The 21,377-nt window shown below is 30.8% G+C and carries 21 protein-coding genes, 1 pseudogene and 1 other annotated feature; of the genes and pseudogenes, 21 read left to right on the top strand and 1 reads right to left on the bottom strand.

Annotation, left to right across the window (positions count from 1 at the left end; all coding sequences use genetic code 11):
* Nucleotides 1-414: 414 nt before the first annotated feature.
* The 21 genes and pseudogenes from HGI79_RS01605 to HGI79_RS01505 all read left to right on the top strand — a co-directional run.
* Nucleotides 415-945, top strand: a pseudogene (locus tag HGI79_RS01605) (AAA family ATPase); the annotation flags it as partial.
* 14 nt (nt 946-959) lie between these two features.
* The gene (locus tag HGI79_RS01600) at nt 960-1,343 is read left to right on the top strand and encodes a hypothetical protein (protein ID WP_185648973.1); all 384 of its coding nucleotides are present in this window, start codon (nt 960-962) and stop codon (nt 1,341-1,343) included.
* A gap of 226 nt (nt 1,344-1,569) precedes the next feature.
* Nucleotides 1,570-1,749 carry a hypothetical protein gene (locus HGI79_RS01595; protein WP_185648972.1) on the top strand — a complete coding sequence of 60 codons (180 nt, stop codon included), beginning with the start codon at nt 1,570-1,572 and terminating at the stop codon, nt 1,747-1,749.
* 132 nt (nt 1,750-1,881) lie between these two features.
* Complete coding sequence (locus HGI79_RS01590) at nt 1,882-2,337, top strand: Rrf2 family transcriptional regulator (protein ID WP_185648971.1); 456 nt, start codon at nt 1,882-1,884, stop codon at nt 2,335-2,337.
* Entirely contained in the window at nt 2,330-3,532 is a 1,203-nt protein-coding gene (gene nifS / locus HGI79_RS01585) for a cysteine desulfurase NifS (protein ID WP_185648970.1), read from the top strand. Before HGI79_RS01590 ends, nifS begins: the two co-directional genes overlap by 8 nt.
* A gap of 6 nt (nt 3,533-3,538) precedes the next feature.
* Entirely contained in the window at nt 3,539-3,976 is a 438-nt protein-coding gene (gene nifU / locus HGI79_RS01580; protein WP_185649007.1) for a Fe-S cluster assembly scaffold protein NifU, read from the top strand.
* Nucleotides 3,977-4,263: 287 nt separating this feature from the next.
* The gene (locus HGI79_RS01575; protein ID WP_185648969.1) at nt 4,264-4,770 is read left to right on the top strand and encodes a PRC-barrel domain-containing protein; all 507 of its coding nucleotides are present in this window, start codon (nt 4,264-4,266) and stop codon (nt 4,768-4,770) included.
* Nucleotides 4,757-5,785, top strand: a complete 1,029-nt coding sequence (locus HGI79_RS01570; RefSeq protein WP_185648968.1) for an AI-2E family transporter — start codon at nt 4,757-4,759, stop codon at nt 5,783-5,785. Before HGI79_RS01575 ends, HGI79_RS01570 begins: the two co-directional genes overlap by 14 nt.
* Before the next feature lie 78 nt (nt 5,786-5,863).
* Nucleotides 5,864-6,073: a binding site (T-box leader), on the top strand.
* A 57-nt stretch (nt 6,074-6,130) separates the two neighbouring features.
* Nucleotides 6,131-8,770, top strand: a complete 2,640-nt coding sequence (alaS, locus tag HGI79_RS01565) for an alanine--tRNA ligase (protein ID WP_185648967.1) — start codon at nt 6,131-6,133, stop codon at nt 8,768-8,770.
* Nucleotides 8,771-8,831: 61 nt separating this feature from the next.
* A complete protein-coding gene (locus tag HGI79_RS01560) occupies nt 8,832-9,083 on the top strand; it encodes an IreB family regulatory phosphoprotein (protein WP_185648966.1) in 252 nt (83 codons plus the stop codon).
* A gap of 58 nt (nt 9,084-9,141) precedes the next feature.
* The gene (ruvX, locus tag HGI79_RS01555) at nt 9,142-9,558 is read left to right on the top strand and encodes a Holliday junction resolvase RuvX (protein WP_185648965.1); all 417 of its coding nucleotides are present in this window, start codon (nt 9,142-9,144) and stop codon (nt 9,556-9,558) included.
* 93 nt (nt 9,559-9,651) lie between these two features.
* On the top strand, nt 9,652-9,921 hold the full coding sequence (locus tag HGI79_RS01550) for a DUF1292 domain-containing protein (RefSeq protein WP_185648964.1): 270 nt from the start codon (nt 9,652-9,654) through the stop codon (nt 9,919-9,921).
* Between the two features lie 81 nt (nt 9,922-10,002).
* A complete protein-coding gene (locus tag HGI79_RS01545) occupies nt 10,003-10,458 on the top strand; it encodes a Fur family transcriptional regulator (protein WP_185648963.1) in 456 nt (151 codons plus the stop codon).
* 53 nt (nt 10,459-10,511) lie between these two features.
* Complete coding sequence (locus HGI79_RS01540) at nt 10,512-12,179, top strand: ribonuclease J (protein WP_185648962.1); 1,668 nt, start codon at nt 10,512-10,514, stop codon at nt 12,177-12,179.
* Nucleotides 12,180-12,193: 14 nt separating this feature from the next.
* Nucleotides 12,194-12,544 (top strand): YlbF family regulator, encoded by a 351-nt coding sequence (locus tag HGI79_RS01535; protein ID WP_185648961.1) that lies wholly within the window; start codon nt 12,194-12,196, stop codon nt 12,542-12,544.
* A gap of 159 nt (nt 12,545-12,703) precedes the next feature.
* Entirely contained in the window at nt 12,704-14,524 is a 1,821-nt protein-coding gene (gene typA, locus HGI79_RS01530; protein ID WP_185648960.1) for a translational GTPase TypA, read from the top strand.
* A 673-nt stretch (nt 14,525-15,197) separates the two neighbouring features.
* The gene (locus HGI79_RS01525; protein WP_185648959.1) at nt 15,198-15,848 is read left to right on the top strand and encodes an O-methyltransferase; all 651 of its coding nucleotides are present in this window, start codon (nt 15,198-15,200) and stop codon (nt 15,846-15,848) included.
* Entirely contained in the window at nt 15,848-17,071 is a 1,224-nt protein-coding gene (locus tag HGI79_RS01520; RefSeq protein ID WP_185649006.1) for a U32 family peptidase, read from the top strand. The genes HGI79_RS01525 and HGI79_RS01520 overlap by 1 nt, the downstream gene beginning before the upstream one ends.
* A 217-nt stretch (nt 17,072-17,288) precedes the next feature.
* Nucleotides 17,289-18,956, top strand: coding sequence for a penicillin-binding transpeptidase domain-containing protein (locus HGI79_RS01515; protein ID WP_185648958.1), 1,668 nt, complete (start codon nt 17,289-17,291; stop codon nt 18,954-18,956).
* 182 nt (nt 18,957-19,138) lie between these two features.
* Nucleotides 19,139-19,840 carry an RNA polymerase sporulation sigma factor SigK gene (sigK, locus tag HGI79_RS01510; RefSeq protein ID WP_185648957.1) on the top strand — a complete coding sequence of 234 codons (702 nt, stop codon included), beginning with the start codon at nt 19,139-19,141 and terminating at the stop codon, nt 19,838-19,840.
* Between the two features lie 266 nt (nt 19,841-20,106).
* A complete protein-coding gene (locus HGI79_RS01505) occupies nt 20,107-21,162 on the top strand; it encodes a type IV pilus twitching motility protein PilT (protein WP_185649005.1) in 1,056 nt (351 codons plus the stop codon).
* 32 nt (nt 21,163-21,194) lie between these two features.
* Here HGI79_RS01505 and HGI79_RS23090 read toward each other — a convergent pair whose 3' ends face one another.
* Nucleotides 21,195-21,329, bottom strand: a complete 135-nt coding sequence (locus HGI79_RS23090) for a hypothetical protein (RefSeq protein WP_278046671.1) — start codon at nt 21,327-21,329, stop codon at nt 21,195-21,197.
* Between the last annotated feature and the right edge of the window lie 48 nt (nt 21,330-21,377).

Genomic DNA, 21,377 nt, shown 5'->3' with positions numbered 1-21,377 from the left:
TGACTTAAGACACTTGTTATTATTGATTTTTTGTTGTAAATTCACAGAAAAAGAACTCTTGAATATTTTTTCCCTGTGGGTCTTTTATTCTAAGGTATCCCATCATCCCTCACCACATCCTTCCTTTAAGTCTATAGAAAGGTTTTCTTTTGGCATTCTTCAAAAGAACTTTCGATCTACATTCTGTAGTCCGCCATTACCTTTTCAAGCTATTCCTATCCTAACTCTAATATTATTCTAATCTTAACCTTACGCCTACTATATTCTTACTATTTTAATTACTTTATCTGTTCAACTTATTTGTTTATGGAGTATAATATTTATGTAATAATTAATCTTTAGTTTATGAGTATTGTACAAGTAATTATTAGGTATTAGATAAATATTATTGTACATATATAATATTTATCATAACAAAAGTCTATAAGAGGAAGTGACCCGGATGCAGCAATTCATTATTTGGCTAGACTTGTAAAGTCAGGAGATTTAATATCTATTTGCAGAAGAATTATGGTTATTGCAGCAGAAGATATAGGATTGGCATATCCTAATGCTGTACCAATAGTTAAAGCCTGTGTAGATTCGGCCTTACAATTAGGGTTTCCAGAAGCTAGAATTCCACTAGCTGAGGCTGTGATACTTTTAGCAACATCACCTAAATCTAATTCAGCAATTAACGCTATAAATTTAGCTTTAGAAGATTTAAATGGAAAGGATATAGGAGATATACCAAGCTATTTAAAAGATGCCCATTATGAAGGTGCAGAAAAATTAAATAGAGGCATTGGGTATAAATATCCTCATAATTATAAAAAGCATTATATTACACAACAGTACTTACCAGATAATATAAAAGATTCTATATATTATATACCTGCAGACAATAAGATGGAAAATGCAATAAAAAGTTATATGAAATACATTAAGGAAGATTCAGATAGTTAAAGAAGGTGATATTGATGTCTATGGAACAAAAAGGATGGGCAATACAATTTTATAAAAATCCTTCAAAAGAATTGCAAATGTTAGCTGTAGAAAAAGATTGGGATGCAATTAGATATATAGACAACCCAACGGAAAAAGTACAGTTAACTGCGGTGAAGAAAGAGTGGAATGCCATTAAATATATAAAAAATCCATCTTTAGATATTATGAGAGCAGCAGTAACTGAAAATGAGGAAGCTGTTATATATATAAATAATATTTCTGAAGAAAATTGGTTAACTTTTATTAGAGATAACGTGAAAGTTTTGAAATATCTTAATGGAAAAGTTAGTTTAGACAAAGTAACAGAAATGCTTAAGGTGAAACTAGCTGAAGATAACATAGATAGAAGAGCATGATTTTATAAAAACTGAACATGATTCAGAACATGATGCTCATGATTTATGGAGTGAACAAGAAAAATTTTTAGACTTTGATGAGCTTAAGGAACTAACTAAGAAAATTGCAGAAGGTGCAGCTAAAGGGAAAACACCTAAGCAGTTTCAAAAAATTATAACAGGTCTTAGCTTAAAGGCTGAAATCTCATGGAGTAATTACTTAAGAAAAATAGTAGGTACACTTCCGTTGGGTTACAAAAAGACAGTTACTCGTAGGGATAGAAGGCAGCCACATAGAGGTGAGGAACTTTCACTTCAAAATCCTTATGGAACAATTAAAAAGCTATCAAATAATAAACTAAATTCTGCAGATCTAACCTATGCAAAAGATACTATGAAGGAATTATTAATGGAATGGGCCAAATAAAGTAAACTAGTTTCTACAAAAAAACTAATTTGTTTTCAAAATTTTCTATATCTATTGTTGACAATTTTACTCTGCTTTGCTATTATAATTATAAAACATAGTAAAACACTCAACATTAAAGGAAGTGGTTAAGTGAAGCTATCAACTAAAGGAAGATATGGTGTTAAAGCTATGGTTGATTTGGCTATTCATTATGGTGAGGAACCGTCATCCATTAAGAGTATATCAGAAAGACAGAATATATCAGAGTATTATTTAGAGCAGTTATTTTCACCTCTTAGAAAAGCAAACTTGATTAAGAGTATAAGAGGAGCACAAGGTGGATACATATTAAGTAGAGATCCTAAAGATATAAGTGTTGCAGATATAATGACGGTTTTAGAAGGACCCATAGAAATATCTGAATGTATCGAAGAAAATAATGAAATATCATGTAATAATATAGAGTGCTGTGCCACAAGGGTATTATGGTCTAGAATTAAGAAGAGTATTGATAGTGTTATGGAATCTACTACGTTACAAGATATGTTAGACGATTATAATAATATGAAGTTTGGCAGGAAGAAAGGGGATAATATTGATGAATAAAAAAGTTTATATGGATTATTCAGCTACCACATATACAAAACCAGAGGTATTAGAAGAAATGCTTCCATATTTTACAGAACATTTTGGAAACCCATCTTCTTTTTACTCAATGTCTGATGCTACTAGAAAAGCTATTAATACTGCTAGAGAAAGAGTAGCTAAGGCTATAAATGCTGAAGCAAGTGAAATATTTTTTACAGCCGGTGGATCAGAGAGTGATAACTGGATATTAAAAGGAATTGCTTTCGCTAACAAGAATAAAGGTAATCATATAATAACTACTAAGATAGAGCATCATGCAATACTACATGCCTGTAAATTTCTTGAAAAGAATGGCTTTGAGATAACTTATCTTCCAGTAGATGAATATGGTTTTATAAGTTTAGAAGATTTAAAAAATGCTATTACAGATAAAACTATATTGGTTTCAATAATGTTTGCTAACAATGAAGTGGGAGTTATTGAACCTATAAGGGAAATTGGAAGAATATGCAAAGATAGGAAAATTTATTTTCATACAGATGCAGTTCAAGCTATTGGACACGTAGATATAGATGTAAAAGAAATGAATATAGATGCTTTATCACTAGCCGCTCATAAGTTTTATGGACCTAAAGGTGTAGGTGCAATGTATTTAAGAAAAGGTATTAAGATTGAGAATCTTATACACGGAGGCGGACAAGAGAGAGGTAAAAGAGCGTCCACAGAAAATGTACCGGGAATTGTAGGTCTTGGTAAAGCTATTGAATTAGCTATTAGTGAATTGAAAGAAGAATCAGATAGATTAAGTCACCTTAGAGATAAGCTTCTTAACGGATTACTTGAAAGAATACCTTATGTTAAGGTGAATGGACCAAAGGATCATGACAGGTTGCCAGGAAACGTAAATGTGAGCTTCGTAGGGATAGAAGGAGAAACTCTATTATTAGATTTAAATGATGCAGGTATATTTGCTTCTACAGGAAGTGCATGTGCGTCAGGTTCTCTAGATCCATCACATGTATTATTAGCTTTAGGATTGCCACATGAAATTGCACATGGTTCTTTAAGGTTGAGCCTTGGTGCTGGAAGTACTGAAGAAGATGTAGCTTATGCACTAGATATAATTCCTGGTATAGTTAAGAGAAGAAGAGAAATGTCCCCATTCTGGGAAGATTTTATAAAACAAGAAGATGCAAGAAAGGTAGGTAAATAAGATATGATGACTTACAGCGAAAAGGTTATGGATCACTTTAGAAATCCTAGAAATGTTGGGGAATTGGAAGCTGCTAATGGAGTAGGCGAAGTAGGAAATCCTCAATGTGGAGATATAATGAAAATTTATATAAAAGTTGAAGATAACATATTAAAAGATGTAAAGTTTAAAACTTTTGGATGTGGTTCAGCTATAGCTTCATCAAGTATAGCCACTGAGCTTATTAAAGGGAAAACTACAGAAGAAGCATGGAAGTTAACAAATAAAGCAGTAGCTGAAGCTCTAGACGGACTTCCACCTGTTAAAATGCATTGTTCCGTATTAGCTGAAGAAGCTATCCATAAAGCAATAAATAACTATAGAGAATCTCAGGGGTTAGAGCCTTGGGAAATGAAGACACATTCAGAACATATTCATGACCATGTTCATGGAACTGAAGAATAGATATTGTAATATAAAATATTTGTAGTACAGAATTTACAAATAGACATTCGTAATTAAGAAGAAACACTATCAGGTTTGTTAAACCTGATAGTGTTTATTTATATTTGACTCAATTAACAATTTAGGTTTAGAAAACATTCATTAATTTTAATTTTTCATACACTTCTATAAAGTTTTTACATAATGTTATATTTTTATTGTATTTGGAAACTATAGTATTAATAGTTATATAAGTTTATAATGGTGTACATCCGTATAATTCATGTTAACTCTAAGAGGTGATAACTATGTATAGAACTAAAGATTTTAGTCTTATGGATGTAGTAAATGTAAATGGTAAGCGTCTAGGTTTTATTAATGATCTATTAATTGATTTTAATAGAAAACAGGTTTTAGGATTCAATGTAACTCCATTGAGTTTATTTAGAAAGACTTTAAATATAATGCTGGAAGATGTAATAAGCTTTAATTCCGTTATGGTAATTATTAAAGCTGCTAAAGGAAGTTTTCTAAAATTTAAAGATATAAAAGCAATGGATGTTAGAGATAAAGAGGGTAATGTATTGGGAATGGTAGAAGATATTTTATTTGATGAACATAAATTTACACTAAATGCTGTTATAATATCTACAGGTTTTATTACGAATTTTATATCAGGGAAAAAGATAATATTAGTTAAGGATTTAATGCTTGGTGAGAAAAACTTGTTGTACAATGGTAAGAATGAAAATATAAATTTTTCAAGCTTGCCTCATAAATTATTTTTGGAAGATGGTTTAGATGAAAAAATTTAAAACAAAATATTTTATAAAGTATAGTATAGTTTCCATTGTAATATTTGCATTAATTATTTTATGTCTGAGAAGTCAGATCATAAGAGAAGTATTATATTTGTTGCTTTTATCCTTTGCTATAGCCTATACATTAAAACCAATACAAAAAAGGTTGAATTATAGTGGTGTAAGTGATAGTACTGCTGCTTTAATATTGATATGTGCATTAGTATTAATAATTTTATTATTATTTGTTGTAGTTATACCATCTATTTTCAAAGAAAGTCTGAATATAAATACAACTATAGATAAAATACAGAATTATATTAATGGATTCTATTCTAGGTTAAAGCCTATAAGAAATAACAAAATTATGTACGCTATAACAGATAAAATTTACTTAAAGATAGATAGTTATTTTTTAGGTATATCTTCAAAGATATTTGATACAGCATTAAAATTAGGTCAGAATATCATAACAATTGCAGTTATTCCTATAGTTGCGTACTACTTCTTAGCTGATAGTAATTATATAAATAATAGAGTTCTAAATTTCTTTCCTTTAAGAAGTAGAAATATAGTTAGAAAAATCAGCTGTGATGTAGATAAAATACTAGGAAGATACATAGTTAGTCAACTCATATTATGCGGTTTTATAGGTATAGTAACCTTTGTGGTTTTACTAATTCTGCATATAGATTTTCCTGTTGTGTTGTCCTTGTTAAATGCTTTTTTTAATATAATACCGTATTTTGGACCTATCTTTGGGGCTTTGCCTGCTATCTTTATAGCTTTAATCAAGTCTCCTGAGAAAGCTTTATATACTGCAATATGGCTGTATTTATTGCAGCAAATAGAAGGTAATGTATTATCACCAAAGATAACTGGAGATAGTGTAAACATGCATCCTCTTGTAGTTATAATATTGCTTATCATAGGAGGAGAAGCGGCGGGATTTATAGGAATGGTTTTAGCAATACCTATAGGTGTAATTATAAAGGTAATATATGAAGACTTAAATTATTACCTATTCTAAATAAGATATTCGTTAAAACTAAAAAACCAATATTGACATGTAATATATTTTTAATTATAATTTTTATCATAATTATATATGTAGGCAATGATTGGAATGAGTAAATATATTCTTACATAAAGAGAGGAAGTGGAGGGTGTAAACTTCTTGTAAAATATATTGAAGCTATCTAGGAGTCATTATATTTTAAAGAGGCTAGCTTACAGTAAGTGATATATAATAAGAAAATATTCACTTTATAAGCTGTGTAATTAGGGTGGTACCGCGGAATAAACTTTCGTCCCTTTGGGATGAGAGTTTATTATTTTTTTTCAAATATACTAAAATTGCAAGGAGAGATTAACCATGGAAAAGTTGGGGCTAAATGAAATAAGAGAGATGTATTTAAAATTTTTTGAGAACAAGGATCACTTGAGACTTCCAAGTTTTTCCCTTGTACCTCAGAATGATAAAAGTTTATTGCTAATAAATGCAGGGATGGCGCCTTTAAAACCATATTTTACAGGATTACAGGTTCCTCCTAAAAACAGGGTTACAACTTGTCAAAAATGCATTAGAACAGGAGACATAGAAAATGTAGGTAAAACTTCAAGACATGGAACCTTCTTTGAAATGCTGGGAAATTTTTCTTTTGGAGATTATTTTAAAGAAGAAATAATTCCTTGGGCTTGGGAATTTGTAACAGAGGTTTTAAAGTTACCTAAAGATAGACTATATGTAACTATTTATTTGGAAGATGATGAGTCTTTTGATATATGGACTAAGAAAACAGATGTTGATCCTACCAGAATATTTAGATTGGGAAAGGACGATAATTTCTGGGAGCTTGGAGTTGGACCTTGTGGACCTTGTTCGGAAATACATTTTGATAGAGGAGAAGGCAAAATAAGTTCTGTAGAAGAATTTGTTGAAGCTGCGGATAACGATAGGGTAGTTGAGTTCTGGAACCTAGTATTTACTCAATTTGATAAAGATGAAGAGGGAAACTATAATAGATTAGCTAAACCTAATATTGACACAGGAATGGGTTTAGAAAGAATAGCTACTATTATGCAGGGTAAAAATAATATATTTGAGGTAGATACTATAAGAACCATCTTAGATGAAATAAGTAAAATAGCTGGTGTAAATTATGGAGATAAGGAAAAAAGTGATATATCTCTAAGAGTAATAACTGATCATATAAGAAGTGTAACCTTTATGATTAGTGATGGAATTTTACCTTCTAATGAAGGTAGAGGATATGTATTGAGAAGATTATTAAGAAGAGCTGCAAAGCACGGAAAATCTTTGGGAATAAATCATACCTTCTTGTATAAACTAACAGATATAGTTATAGAAAACTGTGTTGGAAATTATCCTCAACTTGGAGAACAAAAAGATTATATAGAAAAAGTAATTAAGCTGGAAGAGGAAAGATTTGACCAGACAATAGATAGTGGTATGCAAATTTTAAACGAGTTTATACAGGATTTGCAGATTAAGAAAGAAAATATACTTTCCGGAGAAAGAGCTTTTAAGTTATATGATACATATGGTTTCCCTATAGAGTTAACACAGGAGATATTAGAGGAAAAAGGAATATCTATAGACATCGAAGATTTTAACAAAGAGATGCAGGGGCAAAGAGAAAGAGCAAGGAAGGCAAGAGAAACTACAAATTATATGGGATCAGAGGATACTATATTAAACAAAATACCATTGGAAATAGAAACTAATTTTAAAGGCTATGAAACCTTAGAGTGTGAAGCAAAGATTAAAATGTTAATCAAAGACGAAGAATTTGTTTCAGTTCTTTCAGAAGGGGATAGAGCTGTAGTAATTACAGATAGTACTCCTTTCTATGCTGAGATGGGAGGGCAAGTAGGTGATAGGGGAATATTATTTAGTAATTCCTTTAAGGCTGAAGTCTTAGATTGTAAAAAGAATGTAGCAGGAAAAATACTACACTTTATAAAGGTTACATCTGGAGAAGTGAATGGTGATGATGAAATTACTCTAAGTGTAGATGCTGCTAGAAGAAAAAATATAAGACGAAATCATACTGCAACACATATTCTTAATGAAGCCTTAAGAAGAATATTAGGAGAACACGTGCATCAATCTGGATCTTATGTTGATGATGATAGACTTAGATTTGACTTTAATCATTTTGAAGCTTTAAATGCTGAAGAACTTAGAAAAGTAGAAAATCTAGTTAATGAAAATATCATGAATGTTATACACGTTAAAACAGATGTTATGAGTTTAGATAAAGCAAAAGAAAGTGGTGCTATAGCATTATTTGATGATAAATATAAAGATGAGGTTAGAGTTGTATCAGTTGGAGACTTCAGTGTAGAATTATGTGGAGGAACTCATGTTACAAATTCAGGTGAAATAGGATTGTTTAAGATAGTGTCAGAAGCAGGAGTAGCAGCAGGAATCAGAAGAATTGAAGCTATTACCGGAACTAAAGCTATTTCATATGTACATGAAAAAAATGATTTATTAAAAGAAATATCAAATAAATTAAGATGTAATGAGAAAGAAATAGTCCATAGATTAGACACTCAATTTATAGAAATAAAAGAAAAGGACAAAGAAATAGCAGAATTAAAATCAAAATTGGCTAGTGGACAGGAAGATGAAATATTAAACAATGCAAAAGAAATAAAGGGAGTTAAGCTTATTACTGGAATCTTAAAGGATATAGATGGAAATGCCCTTAGAGATTTAGCAGATAAGATAAGAAGTAAAGCTGGGGAATGTACAGTTGTTCTTGGAAGTGAAGCAGATGGAAAAGTGCAGTTTATAGCCATGGCAACTAAAGGAGCTATAGAAAAAGGAGTACACTGTGGAAAGATAATAAAGGAAGTAGCTACTATTGCCGGCGGAGGTGGTGGTGGAAGACCAGATATGGCTCAAGCTGGTGGTAAACTTCCGGAAAAGCTAGATGAAGCTATAGGGAGCTGCTCTGCAATTATGGAAAAACTAGTTAAATAGTATACATTTAAGTGGATATGTTCTATAATATAGTTATGACAATTGTTAGCGGGGTGAGAAAATGGGTAACGATAATACTATTCAGTTTGATATTTCTAAAAGTAAGAAGGATTTGACTAAAGAAATAATGACTGAAGTCTATAATTCGCTAATTGAGAAAGGATATAATCCAGTTAATCAGCTAGTAGGATATTTAATTTCAGGAGATCCAACATATATTACAAATTATAATGGAGCAAGATCTTTAGTGAGAAAACTTGAAAGAGACGAAATATTAGAAGAAGTATTAAAAGCATATCTAGGGATAAAATAAAAGTGCCCTTTTGGGCATTTTTATTTTAAATTTGAACATAATAAGTAGGAGAGTATAAATGAGAATACTTGGATTAGATATAGGAGATAAAACCATAGGTGTGGCAGTAAGTGACCCATTAGGTTTCACAGCCCAAGGCATAACTACTATTAGAAGAAAAAATGTAAAACAAGATATAGATGAATTAAAAAAGATTTGTTCAGAATATAGTGTAGAAAGCATTGTTGCAGGTCTTCCTAAAAATATGAATGGAACCTTGGGACCTCAGAGTGAAAAGGTACTAGATTTTTGTAAATTAATTGAAGAAAATATACAATTACCTATAAAAATGTGGGATGAGAGACTAACTACTGTAGCAGCCCATAAAGCTATGCTGGAAGCGGATCTATCACGTTCCAAAAGAAAAAAGATAGTTGATAAAATGGCTGCAATTTATATATTACAGGGATATTTAGACAGTATCTCAAGAAATTAAGATAAAATTTATACTCACATGTTATAATATGAGCAAGTTAAAAATAATTTATATAATATTAAAAAACATGCATAAAGAAGAGGTGAATTTATAATGGAAAACGATATAACAAGCATAGTATTAAATGATGAAGATGGCAATGAAGTTGAATTTGATGTAATTACTAAGATGGATATTGAGGACAAGGAATATGTGGTGGTAGTGCCAAAAGATGAAGAGGATAGCGATGAAGCAATAGTGTTAAGAATAGACAAAGATAAAGATGGCAATGATGTATTAGTCACTGTAGAAGATGACGATGAATTTGCAATTGTTTCAGAAGCATATGAAACATTATTTAGTGATGATGAAGATATTAATTGATTTTCAATTGACATTCTTAAACAATAATATTAAACTTAAATTTGAAAATTATTAAAATAGTGGTTGAAACGGGGTAGTGTGATGTCAAAGCTTTCACCTGAGGAAATAGAAAAGCTAAAGGGTAATCTAAAAGAAAAAGGATATAAACTAACGCCGCAAAGGCGAGCTATAGTTGATATAATAATCAGAAACGAGGGAAGTCACCTAACTACTGAAGAATTATACGATTTAGTGAAAAAAGAATGTCCAGAAATAGGTCTTGCTACCGTTTATAGAACAGTTCAATTACTTGAAGAATTAGGTGTAATATGTAAGCTTGATCTCAATGATGGTTGCAGCAGGTACGAATTAATTCACGAGGAAGAAAATCATCAACACCATCATTTAGTATGCACTAATTGTGGAAGAGTAATTGAAGTGCAGGGAGACCTATTAGAATTTATAGAACATGAAATAGAAGAAAAGTATAGTTTTAAAATTACCAATCATAGCGTCAAATTTTACGGAATATGCGATAAGTGTGAAGGGAAAGTATAGTAATTTTAAATATACTTGAATATACTTAAATACAACAAAGGAGGGGAGAATTTTTGCGTAAAGAAAAAGACAAGGTAAGGGTAGTTGCATTAGGTGGCTTAAATGAAATAGGAAAGAACTTAACTGCCATAGAATATAAAAATGACATAGTGATTATAGACTGCGGTTTAAAGTTTCCAGATGAGGAGATGCTGGGAATAGATATCGTAATACCTGATGTAACTTACCTACGAAAGAATATAGAAAAGGTAAAAGGTATATTCTTGACTCACGGGCACGAAGATCACATTGGAGCACTTCCATATATCTTAAAGGAAATAAATGTACCTGTATATGGTACAAAGTTAACTTTAGGTATTGTTCAAACAAAACTTAAAGAACATGGATTATTAAGTGTAGTTGACTTAAGATGTATAAAACCAAAAGACATGGTTAAGTTGGAAAACGTAACTGTAGAGTTTATAAGAACCAGTCATAGTATCGCTGATTCTGTTGCAATTGCAGTTCATACACCTATTGGTGTAATTCTCCATACTGGAGATTTTAAAATTGATTATACACCTATTGATGGGTGCGTAGCTGACCTAGCTAGGTTTGCTGAATTAGGTAGAAAAGGTGTTGCCTTGATGTTGGCAGATAGTACGAATGTTGAAAGACCAGGATATACTATGTCAGAAAGCATCGTTGGAGAAACCTTTGAAAAGATTTTTACGGAAGCTAAGGGAAGAATTATTGTAGCAACTTTTGCATCTAATATTCACAGAATACAGCAAATTATTAAATGTGCAATTAAATATGAAAGAAAAGTTTCTGTATCTGGAAGAAGTATGGAAAACATAATGGAAGTAGCCATGGAACTTGGATATATAGATGTGGATAAGAATGTATTTATTAATATTGACCAAATAAACAAGTATCCTGATAACAAAATTGTTATTATAACTACAGGTAGTCAGGGGGAACCCATGTCGGCTCTTTCAAGAATGGCGGCATCAGAGCATAAAAAGGTTAATATCATTCCTGGAGATATGGTAATAATATCTGCAAATCCTATACCAGGAAATGAAAAATTAATTTCTAGAGTTATAAATCAATTATTTAAAAAAGGTGCAGAGGTAATTTATGAGGCATTAGCAGATGTACATGTTTCAGGGCATGCTTGTCAGGAAGAACTGAAGTTAATGCATACACTAGTAAAACCAAAGTTTTTTATGCCTGTTCATGGTGAATATAGACACTTAAAACAACATGTTGAATTAGCCATCAAGTTAGGTCTTCCATCCAATAATGTTGTTATTGGAGATAATGGAGATGTTATAGAAGTTACAAGAGATTCTATAAGAAAAAATGGTACTGTTATATCAGGCCAAGTATTCGTTGATGGATTAGGTGTTGGAGATGTAGGGAACATAGTTTTAAGAGATAGAAAACATCTTTCACAGGATGGAATTTTAACTGTGGTAGTTACTATAGAGAAGGAATCAGGAAGTGTAATTGCTGGACCGGATATTATTTCTAGAGGATTTGTTTATGTAAGAGAATCTGAGGATTTAATGGAGGAAGCAAGAGAATTAGTAAGAGATGCCCTTAGAGAATGTGAAGAAAAACATATAACTGAATGGGCAAGCATAAAATCTAATATAAAAGAAGTTTTAAGAACCTATCTTTATGAGAAGACTAAACGAAAACCTATGATATTACCTATAATAATGGAAATATAATTGGGGGTAAGTTAATGAATATTTATGACAAAGCACATGAATTTGCTAAAGAATTAAAGAATTGCGATGAAGTTGTTAAACTTAGAGAAGCTAGCAAAAAAATAGAGGGTAATGAAACTAATAGAAAAATGTTAGATGATTTTAGAAAGTTACAGATAGAAGCATATAGTCAACAGATGCAAAAAGGTAACATATCAGATGACTTGAAAGAAAAACTTAATAATATAGCATCAATTATATCTACTAATCCTAGTGTAAGTGAATATTTACAAGCAGAACAAAGATTTAGTATTATGTGGGATGATGTTTTAAAGATATTAAATGATGCTATAGGTGTAGATTTTACATTTGGAATGGGGAAATAATTCTACAATAGTTGACTTTTTAAGACTATAATACTAAAATAGATATGGTAAGCCTAAATAGAATTGGATACTTAATAGTATCCAATTTTTTTTGAGAATAAATAAAATAGAATAATTATTTTATAATATATTTTTATTAAAAAATTGGAGGAAAAAATAATGAGTTTATTCACTAGGAACGATATAAGAAATGTAGCAATAATCGCACACGTTGACCATGGTAAGACTACTTTAGTAGATGCACTACTTAAGCAGAGCCATGTGTATAGAGAAAATGAAAAAATTCAAGAAAGAGTTATGGATTCAAATGACCTAGAAAAAGAAAGAGGTATAACTATACTCTCTAAAAATACTGCTATTATGCATAATGGAATAAAGATTAATATTGTAGATACACCAGGACATGCTGATTTTGGTGGAGAAGTTGAACGTGTTCTTAAGATGGTTGATAGTGTGCTTCTAGTAGTAGATGCATATGAAGGACCTATGCCTCAAACTAAATTCGTTTTAAAGAAAGCTCTAGAACTAAACTTGCAACCAATAGTTGTTATAAATAAAATAGATAGACCAGATGAAAGGGCAGCATTAGTTTTAGATGAAGTATTTGATTTATTCGTAGAGCTTGGAGCAAATGATGAACAGCTAGATTTCACAGTAGTATACGCCTCTGGTAGAGCTGGTTTTGCAAAAAATGAATTAGAAGAAGAATCTACAAATATGGGTCCTCTATTTGAAGCTATTGTAAAAAATGTTCCTGCTCCGCAAGGATATTTAGATATGCCGTTCCAAATGCTAGTTACTACTATAGATTATAACGAGTATGTTGGTAAAATAGGAATTGGAAAGATAGAAAGAGGAAGTATTAAAAAGAATCAAGCTGTAGCATTAGTAAGAAAAGATGGAAAAATAGATAATGTAAAAGTTACAAATATTTACATTTATAATGGGCTTAAGAAAGAAGAAACAGAAGAAGCAAAACTTGGAGATATAGTAGCTGTTTCAGGTATTCCTGATATAAACATAGGAGAAACCTTGGCAGATATTAATAATCCAGAAGCACTTCCTTTTGTAGAAATAGATGAACCTACATTAAGTATGAACTTCATGGTTAATGATTCACCTTTTGCTGGTCAAGATGGAGATTTTGTTACATCAAGACATCTTAGAGATAGATTATTAAAAGAATTAGAAACAAATGTATCTTTAAGAGTTGAAGAAACAGAATCTGCAGAGTGCTTTAAAGTAAGCGGTAGAGGAGAACTTCATCTTTCAGTTTTAATTGAAACGATGAGAAGAGAAGGATATGAATTCCAAGTTTCTAAACCTTCCGTTATATTTAAAGAAGAAAATGGAAAGAAACTTGAACCGATAGAATATCTTACAATAGATGTGCCAGAAGAGTTTATGGGACCTGTTATGGAAAAACTAGGACCTAGAAAAGCTGAAATGGTAAATATGACATCAGCTGTTAATGGATATACAAGACTTGAGTTTAAAGTTCCAGCAAGAGGTCTTATAGGATTTAGAAACGAATTTATGACTGATACTAAGGGTAATGGTATAATGAATCACGTTCTTCACGGCTATGAAGACTATAGAGGTGAAATTCCAGAAAGAACTAGGGGTTCCCTTGTAGTGTTTGAAACAGGAGTATCAATTACTTACGGATTATTTAATGCACAGGAAAGAGGAACGTTATTTATACCTGCAGGAATAGATGTTTATCAAGGGATGATAGCTGGAGAATGTTCAAGAGCAGACGATCTTGATATTAATGTATGTAAGAAAAAGCAGTTGTCAAATACAAGATCTTCTGGATCAGATGAGGCTTTAAAGTTAGTGCCTGTAACTCAAATGTCTCTAGAACAATGTCTTGAGTTTATAGCATCAGATGAGCTTGTGGAAGTAACTCCTAAAAATATAAGAATGAGAAAGAAAATATTAAATCCAGATATGAGAAAAAAATCTAAAAGAAAATAAGGGTATACTATAGCGAAAAGCAATTTTTACCTATAGAAAATATTACTCAAGAGAATTAGAATAATTGACAATTAAAAATTGATAAGGGGGAATATATTATAGTTCTCTTTTGTCAATTTTAAACTGTCAATTGTTTTTTGTTATAGATAAGCATGTCCGAAATTTAACTTATACGACGGAATATGCTGCCAAACTTCGGCACGTTAAAAACTTTTAATTAGTCTAAAGTTCGTGTTTAAGCAGAGAGCCAAAATCTGAGATTTTGTGCGAATCGGTTAAGCAGACATACAAAATCTGTGATTTTGATATGGTCGCTTACTCTGTGAGCACTACTCTGACGGAAGGAAGAGTAGTTTCATTATAAATCTAAGAAGCTTTGATAAACTCGTACCTCAGTCCAGACCAACTTATCAATTACAATTGATAAGTCGCTGGTTGAAAGCCATTCAGGCTTTCAACCATATCAAAGCTTCTAAGATTTTCAAAAACACTTCACTAAGACTAATAAAAAAGTTTTTAAAAGTGCCATCAGTTTTGGCAACATATTCCTACGTATAAGTTAAATTTAAGTTGTGGTTATCTATATATAGGAATTAAAAGTGTACTATGTTTAAATTATTATGGTTACAACATGTAAGTACGTGTATAGAAAAGTGGAGGAAAAGAGGAAAATATGAGCGGTATTACTTATGATTATATGGAACAATATATAAGAGGGTTAATAAATAATGGTGATGGTGTGTTGAAAGAACTTGAGGACTATGCACACCATAATTCTGTTCCTATTATACAAAAAGAAGTTGCAAAATTTTTAGAGCTTATGATAAGTATAAAACAACCTTCTAAAATACTAGAGTTAGGAACAGCTATAGGATATTCAGCTATTCTAATGGCTCAAAGTTCAGGTAGTGTAACTAAAGTAACTTCTATTGAAAGAGATGAGAAAATGATAGAAGTAGCCACGAAAAATATTGAAAAGTATGGATTTAATGATAAGATAGATATACTTCAAGGAGATTGTATAGAAATATTGCAACAGTTAGATGATAAGTATGATTTGATTTTTATGGATGCAGGGAAAGGCCATTATAATCACTTCCTTCCTAATTGCTTAAGATTATTAAGTAAAGATGGAATAATAATATCTGATAACGTGTTGTTTAGAGGAATGGTTGCTTCACAAGACTTGGTAGAAAGAAGAAAAATAACTATAGTAAAACGTATGAGAGAGTATTTGAAAACTATATCAAATAATGAACACTTTATAACTTCTGTTATACCTATGGGAGATGGAGTGGCAGTTACAAAAAGGAGGGAACAATGATGAAGAAACCAGAATTGCTAGCACCAGCAGGAAACCTTGAAAAACTAAAAACTGCTATAAATTTTGGGGCGGATGCAGTTTATCTTGGAGGAAGTAAACTCAACCTGAGAGCTTTTGCAGATAACTTTACAGATGAAGAGTTAAAAGAGGGCGTAGAATATGCCCACAGCAGAGGAAAAAAGGTTTTCGTAACTATGAATGTTTTTCCGCATAATGAAGATTTGAATGGTTTAGAAGAGTATCTAAAAAATTTATATGAACTGAAAGTAGACGCTATAATTGTATCAGATCCAGGAATAATCATGGCTGCAAGGGAAGTTGTACCAGAGCTTGAACTGCACTTAAGTACGCAAGCTAATAATGTTAATTGGAAATCTGCTAAATTTTGGTATAATCAAGGAATAAAGAGAATAGTTTTAGCAAGAGAAATGTCTTTAGAAGAAATAAAGGACATACGAAATAATATTCCTGAAAGCTGTGAGATAGAATCGTTTATCCATGGCTCTATGTGTATGGCTTACTCTGGAAGATGTGTTATTTCAAATTATATGACAGGAAGGGATTCAAATAGAGGGCAATGCGCACAGCCTTGCAGATATAAATATTATTTAGTGGAAGAAAAAAGACCAGGAGAGTATTTTCCAGTATTTGAGGATGAAAAAGGATCATATATATTAAATTCTAAAGATCTATGTATGATTGAATATATACCTGAATTAGTTCGAGCAGGTATAGATTCTTTTAAAATAGAAGGTAGAATGAAGAGCTCTTACTATGTAGCATCCATAGTTAAATCTTACAGGCAGGCTATAGATGCATATTTTGAAGATCCTGAGGGGTATGAATTTCAGCAGAAATGGTTGGATAACCTTTCGAAAGCAAGTCATAGGACGTATTTTACAGGATTTTATTTTGGGGATCCTAATAAGCAGGCTCATGAAACATCAGCATATATAAGAGAATATGACATCATAGGTATTGTAAAAGGATACGATACCTCATCAAGGGTTGCAACTATAGAGCAAAGGAATAAGGTGTTTGATGGTGATAAAGTGGAAGTATTAAGACCTATTGGTGATAACTTTGAAATATGTTTAAGCGACATGAAAAACAAAAATGGAGAGAAAATACCATCAGCTCCGTCAGCTCAGATGATATTTACTATTACATCTGATACTGAATTATTTGAAGGAGATATACTTATAAAAAGTAAAGATAATTAAAGACAGATATATAGATAACCACGTCCGAAATTTAATTTATACGACCAGATATATTACCATGTTTCGTCACGTTAAATATTTTTTATTAGGTTAAATTTAAAAGTTCAACATCTATATATAATTTGTGTAAATATAAAACAAATTTTACAAGGGTTGCAATGATATGAATAAAACACCTCATTCTTGACAAAAATTATGTTTAGAAGGGGGTGTTTTTATGATACTAAAACTTAGTAGAAGAATAATAAGAAAAAGACAATATATATTGTTATCTATATTTTTAATTATTTTTATTATACTATATTATAGAATAATAAAATTTCAGTACATTAAATCAGAAAAGTACAGCGTTATGGCAGATTCTCAATACTCTTATAAAGAAGATATAACTGATACTAATTATATGTTATTTGATTCAAATGGCAAACAACTTATTGATTATAGTAAGAAGTATTATGCAGTGATATCCCCAGAAATATTTAATAGAAGTAACTTAGATGGCAATTCTGATGAAATGTTAACATTAATTTATGTACTGAGAAATTATAATAGTAATTACGATTTATCAAAAATGGAAACCTTGAATAGTAGTCAAAAACTTTACTATGAAATAGATGAAAATACATATAATAAATTAAAAGATATAAAAGGTATAAAAGGTTTTTATACTTATACTTACTCATCTTCAAATAAGGATGGCGTGTGGAAACTTGAAAATTTACTTACCAATCCAAGGAGAACAGATAACAGTGCCTTAAAATCTAAGGATTCTTTAGAGATGCAAATTTATAATAAAACCAAAAATAACAAAAAGCCTCAAGTGATTATTGATAGAGATGTAAATGGAAATATAACTGATGAAAAAGTGGAACTTCCTAAGAAAAATTTAAATGTAAGGTTAACTGTAGATAAGAATATAGAAGATAAAATAAAGGATATTTTAAATAGTGATAAGAATAAAGGTTTTAGCCAAATTGGAGTAATACTCATGGAAGCTAATACTGGGAAAATAAAAGCTATGGTTCAAAAAGATGATAGTAAACCTAATGTAAATATAGGGGCTGCAACTAATAATGGATTCTATCCAGGTTCTATTTTTAAGATTATTGTAATGGAAGCTGGACTTGACAGAAAAAGTATAAGTGTAACAGATAACTTTACTTGCAGAGGACTATATGAGAAAGATGAAGAAGGCAAGCATGGGACTTTAACTGCTGAACAGGCTTTAGTAGTATCTTGTAATGATATTTTTGCACAAATAGGTAACAAAGTTGGATTTAATAATTTCTATGATAATGCAAAATCACAAGGGTTACTTGCAAAGGTATTGGGCTTTGATAGTGAAGTTGCTGGAAAATTCGAAGTGCAAGATGCCAAGTATAGTGATGGTAGTCTAGGACTTGCTTCCATAGGTCAGAAAATGAGAATAACTCCCATAGAGGCTATAAGTATAGCTAATACTGTGGCTAACCATGGAGTATATGTAAAGCCAAATATTATTGATGCATATGTAGATGATAACAATAATGATATTGAAACTATGGAGGAAGAACAGAAGCAGGTTATTGACAATTCAACAGCTAACATTATGAAAAAACAAATGATAAAAGTAGTAAAACAGGGAACAGCTCAAGCGGCAGCTATGAACAACGTAGAAATAGGAGGAAAAACTGGTTCTACTCAGAGAATAGAAATAGCAAAACAAGGAGAAAAACCGCAAGAACATTCTGATGGGTGGTTTGTGGGTTTTTTTAAATTAAATGGTAAATATTATTCAATGGTTGTATTTGTGCAAGATATTAATAAGGATAGTGAAAGTGGTGGAAGTACAGCAGCGCCAATATTTAAAGATGTACTTAATGGGGTATCTCAGTATTTAAACTAAGGCATCTGAAAAAAATAAGAATAAAAATTCATTTTTTTAAAAGATCACTATAGCATAATTGTTTAAGTGATCTTTTGATTTATCTATAAAAATCTCCTTATAGTAAAATATTTTAATGTACATGCACTTTTTAATATGCAATGTCATAGTATATTAATAAGCACTATTAGGAGGAACAGCCCGTGTTTTTTACGAATTATTTATTAGATATTATTGGGAGCATGGTGTTTTTTACAGCTTATATAACAAATAGCAGTTCATTTCCTCAGCCGTTGAATGATAAGGAGGAAGAATACTATTTAAAAAAACTAAAGGAAGGAGATGTACTAGCAAAAAGTATCTTGGTTGAAAGAAACTTAAGATTAGTAGCACATATAGTTAAGAAATATTCATATCCTGGCAAAGAGGTTGACGATTTAATATCCATAGGCACAGTTGGTTTAATAAAAGCTATTGATTCTTTTGATGCAGGTAAAGGTACAAGGTTGGCCACATATGCTGCAAAATGTATAGAAAATGAAATACTTATGTTGATAAGAAATAATAAAAAAACTAAAAGTGAAGTATATTTACAAGATCCTATTGGAATAGATAAAGAAGGAAATGAAATATCTTTGATGGATGTTTTAAGTAGTGACGAAGATTCAATAATTGAAATTGTGGAGAGTAAAATACAAGTTAAAAAATTGTATTCTAAAATAAACACATGTTTATCTGAAAGAGAAAAGAATGTTGTAGAGATGAGATATGGACTTTTGGAAGGAAAACCTAGAACACAAAGAGAAATTGCTAAGATACTTGGTATATCCAGATCTTATGTATCTAGAATTGAAAAAAGAGCATTGAAGAAGTTGTATAAAGAGTTAAATTATGGAAAGAAATGAATTAAGCTGAGAATTAATAATAAAATTTTAAAATTTTATTATTAATTCTCAGCTGTTTCGCTTATAATTTTAATTGTAAAGTTTTATATATCAATAAAAGGAATTTTATAAAGTTTGTAGAATATTTTAAAATGAATACAAGAAATTATTAAATATTATGATATTAATACGAATATTTAACTATAGCATACAAAAAGTAGATGTTATTAAAAAAAGATCAAACCAAATTAATATACGCAGCAAACAAGGTGAAAGGGGAATTTAAATTGGTATCACTAAAAGAGTTATTAGAAATAACAATCAAACAAAATGCTTCAGATTTACACTTAACAGTAGGTGTAACTCCCGTTATAAGAGTAAACGGAGAACTCATACACATAGGTAGTGAGAAGTTACAACCAGTGGACACTGATGCATATACCAAAGAAATTTTGGGAGAAGCTTATGAAGAATATATAAAGATAGGAGAAATGGATACATCTTTTTCTATTGCAGGGCTAGGAAGATTCAGAGTTAACGTATTTAAACAAAGAGGAAGTAGTGCTCTTGCATTAAGAGTAGTAGCCTTAAAGATACCTACACTAAATGATTTGCAATTTCCACAAATTACTAAAGAATTAATATACAATAAGAGAGGTTTGGTATTAGTTACTGGTCCTACAGGAAGCGGTAAGAGTACAACCTTAGCTGCTATGATAAATGAAATAAATTCTTCAAGGGCTGCACATATAGTTACATTGGAGGACCCTATAGAAAATTTACATAAACATAATAAATCTATCATAAATCAAAGAGAAATAGGAAAAGATACTTTAAGTTATGCTAATGCTTTAAAATCAGTACTAAGAGAAGATCCAGATGTAATTCTCGTTGGAGAAATGAGAGATTTGGAGACTATATCTATTGCACTTACGGCAGCAGAAACAGGACACTTAGTTTTATCTACACTGCATACTATAGGTGCGGCTAAAACTATTGATAGAATAGTAGATGTATTTCCACCTTATCAGCAGCAACAAATTAAAATACAGTTGGCTGCAGTTATAAAAGGTATAATATCACAGCAATTGCTACCTAAGGTTGATGGCAATGGAAGAGTAGCAGCATTAGAAATAATGACAGCAACTACTGCTATACAAAATATGATTAGAGAGGGGAAAACTCATCAAATAGAATCATCTATCCAAACTGGAGCTAAATATGGAATGAAGACGATGGATATGTCATTATCAGAGCTTTATAAAAGAGGAGTGATATCTTATGAGTCAGCATTAAGTTATGCTGTAGACAGAGATATGCTTGGTAAAATAATATCATTATAAATAAAAATAGGACCTTTAAGGTCCTATTTTTATTAGAATATAAAGTAGTCAAAGGTTTTTAAACATAATTCCTTTTTTGAAACATTACTTTTTTTAACAACATCCTTTTTTTCATGTTCACCTTCAACCTTTGTTAGGGCATTTGTTTTTTTTATGATAGTTGCCATAATAAATCCTCCTCAATTTTAAAGTTGATTTTTAAAATTTTTTGAGGA

It is taken from the genome of Clostridium sp. DJ247, assembly GCF_014231265.1.
This window is presented reverse-complemented; position numbering and strand designations above follow the sequence as displayed.

What these genes read in the sequence shown, in the direction of transcription:
- HGI79_RS01600 (WP_185648973.1), top strand. Translation starts at nt 960, where the DNA reads ATGTCTATGGAACAAAAAGGATGGGCAATACAATTTTATAAAAATCCT.
- nifS (WP_185648970.1), top strand. Translation starts at nt 2,330, where the DNA reads ATGAATAAAAAAGTTTATATGGATTATTCAGCTACCACATATACAAAA.
- nifU (WP_185649007.1), top strand. Translation starts at nt 3,539, where the DNA reads ATGACTTACAGCGAAAAGGTTATGGATCACTTTAGAAATCCTAGAAAT.
- HGI79_RS01575 (WP_185648969.1), top strand. Translation starts at nt 4,264, where the DNA reads ATGTATAGAACTAAAGATTTTAGTCTTATGGATGTAGTAAATGTAAAT.
- HGI79_RS01570 (WP_185648968.1), top strand. Translation starts at nt 4,757, where the DNA reads ATGAAAAAATTTAAAACAAAATATTTTATAAAGTATAGTATAGTTTCC.
- alaS (WP_185648967.1), top strand. Translation starts at nt 6,131, where the DNA reads ATGGAAAAGTTGGGGCTAAATGAAATAAGAGAGATGTATTTAAAATTT.
- HGI79_RS01560 (WP_185648966.1), top strand. Translation starts at nt 8,832, where the DNA reads ATGGGTAACGATAATACTATTCAGTTTGATATTTCTAAAAGTAAGAAG.
- ruvX (WP_185648965.1), top strand. Translation starts at nt 9,142, where the DNA reads ATGAGAATACTTGGATTAGATATAGGAGATAAAACCATAGGTGTGGCA.
- HGI79_RS01550 (WP_185648964.1), top strand. Translation starts at nt 9,652, where the DNA reads ATGGAAAACGATATAACAAGCATAGTATTAAATGATGAAGATGGCAAT.
- HGI79_RS01545 (WP_185648963.1), top strand. Translation starts at nt 10,003, where the DNA reads ATGTCAAAGCTTTCACCTGAGGAAATAGAAAAGCTAAAGGGTAATCTA.
- HGI79_RS01535 (WP_185648961.1), top strand. Translation starts at nt 12,194, where the DNA reads ATGAATATTTATGACAAAGCACATGAATTTGCTAAAGAATTAAAGAAT.
- typA (WP_185648960.1), top strand. Translation starts at nt 12,704, where the DNA reads ATGAGTTTATTCACTAGGAACGATATAAGAAATGTAGCAATAATCGCA.
- HGI79_RS01525 (WP_185648959.1), top strand. Translation starts at nt 15,198, where the DNA reads ATGAGCGGTATTACTTATGATTATATGGAACAATATATAAGAGGGTTA.
- HGI79_RS01520 (WP_185649006.1), top strand. Translation starts at nt 15,848, where the DNA reads ATGAAGAAACCAGAATTGCTAGCACCAGCAGGAAACCTTGAAAAACTA.
- HGI79_RS01515 (WP_185648958.1), top strand. Translation starts at nt 17,289, where the DNA reads ATGATACTAAAACTTAGTAGAAGAATAATAAGAAAAAGACAATATATA.
- HGI79_RS23090 (WP_278046671.1), bottom strand. Translation starts at nt 21,329, where the DNA reads ATGGCAACTATCATAAAAAAAACAAATGCCCTAACAAAGGTTGAAGGT.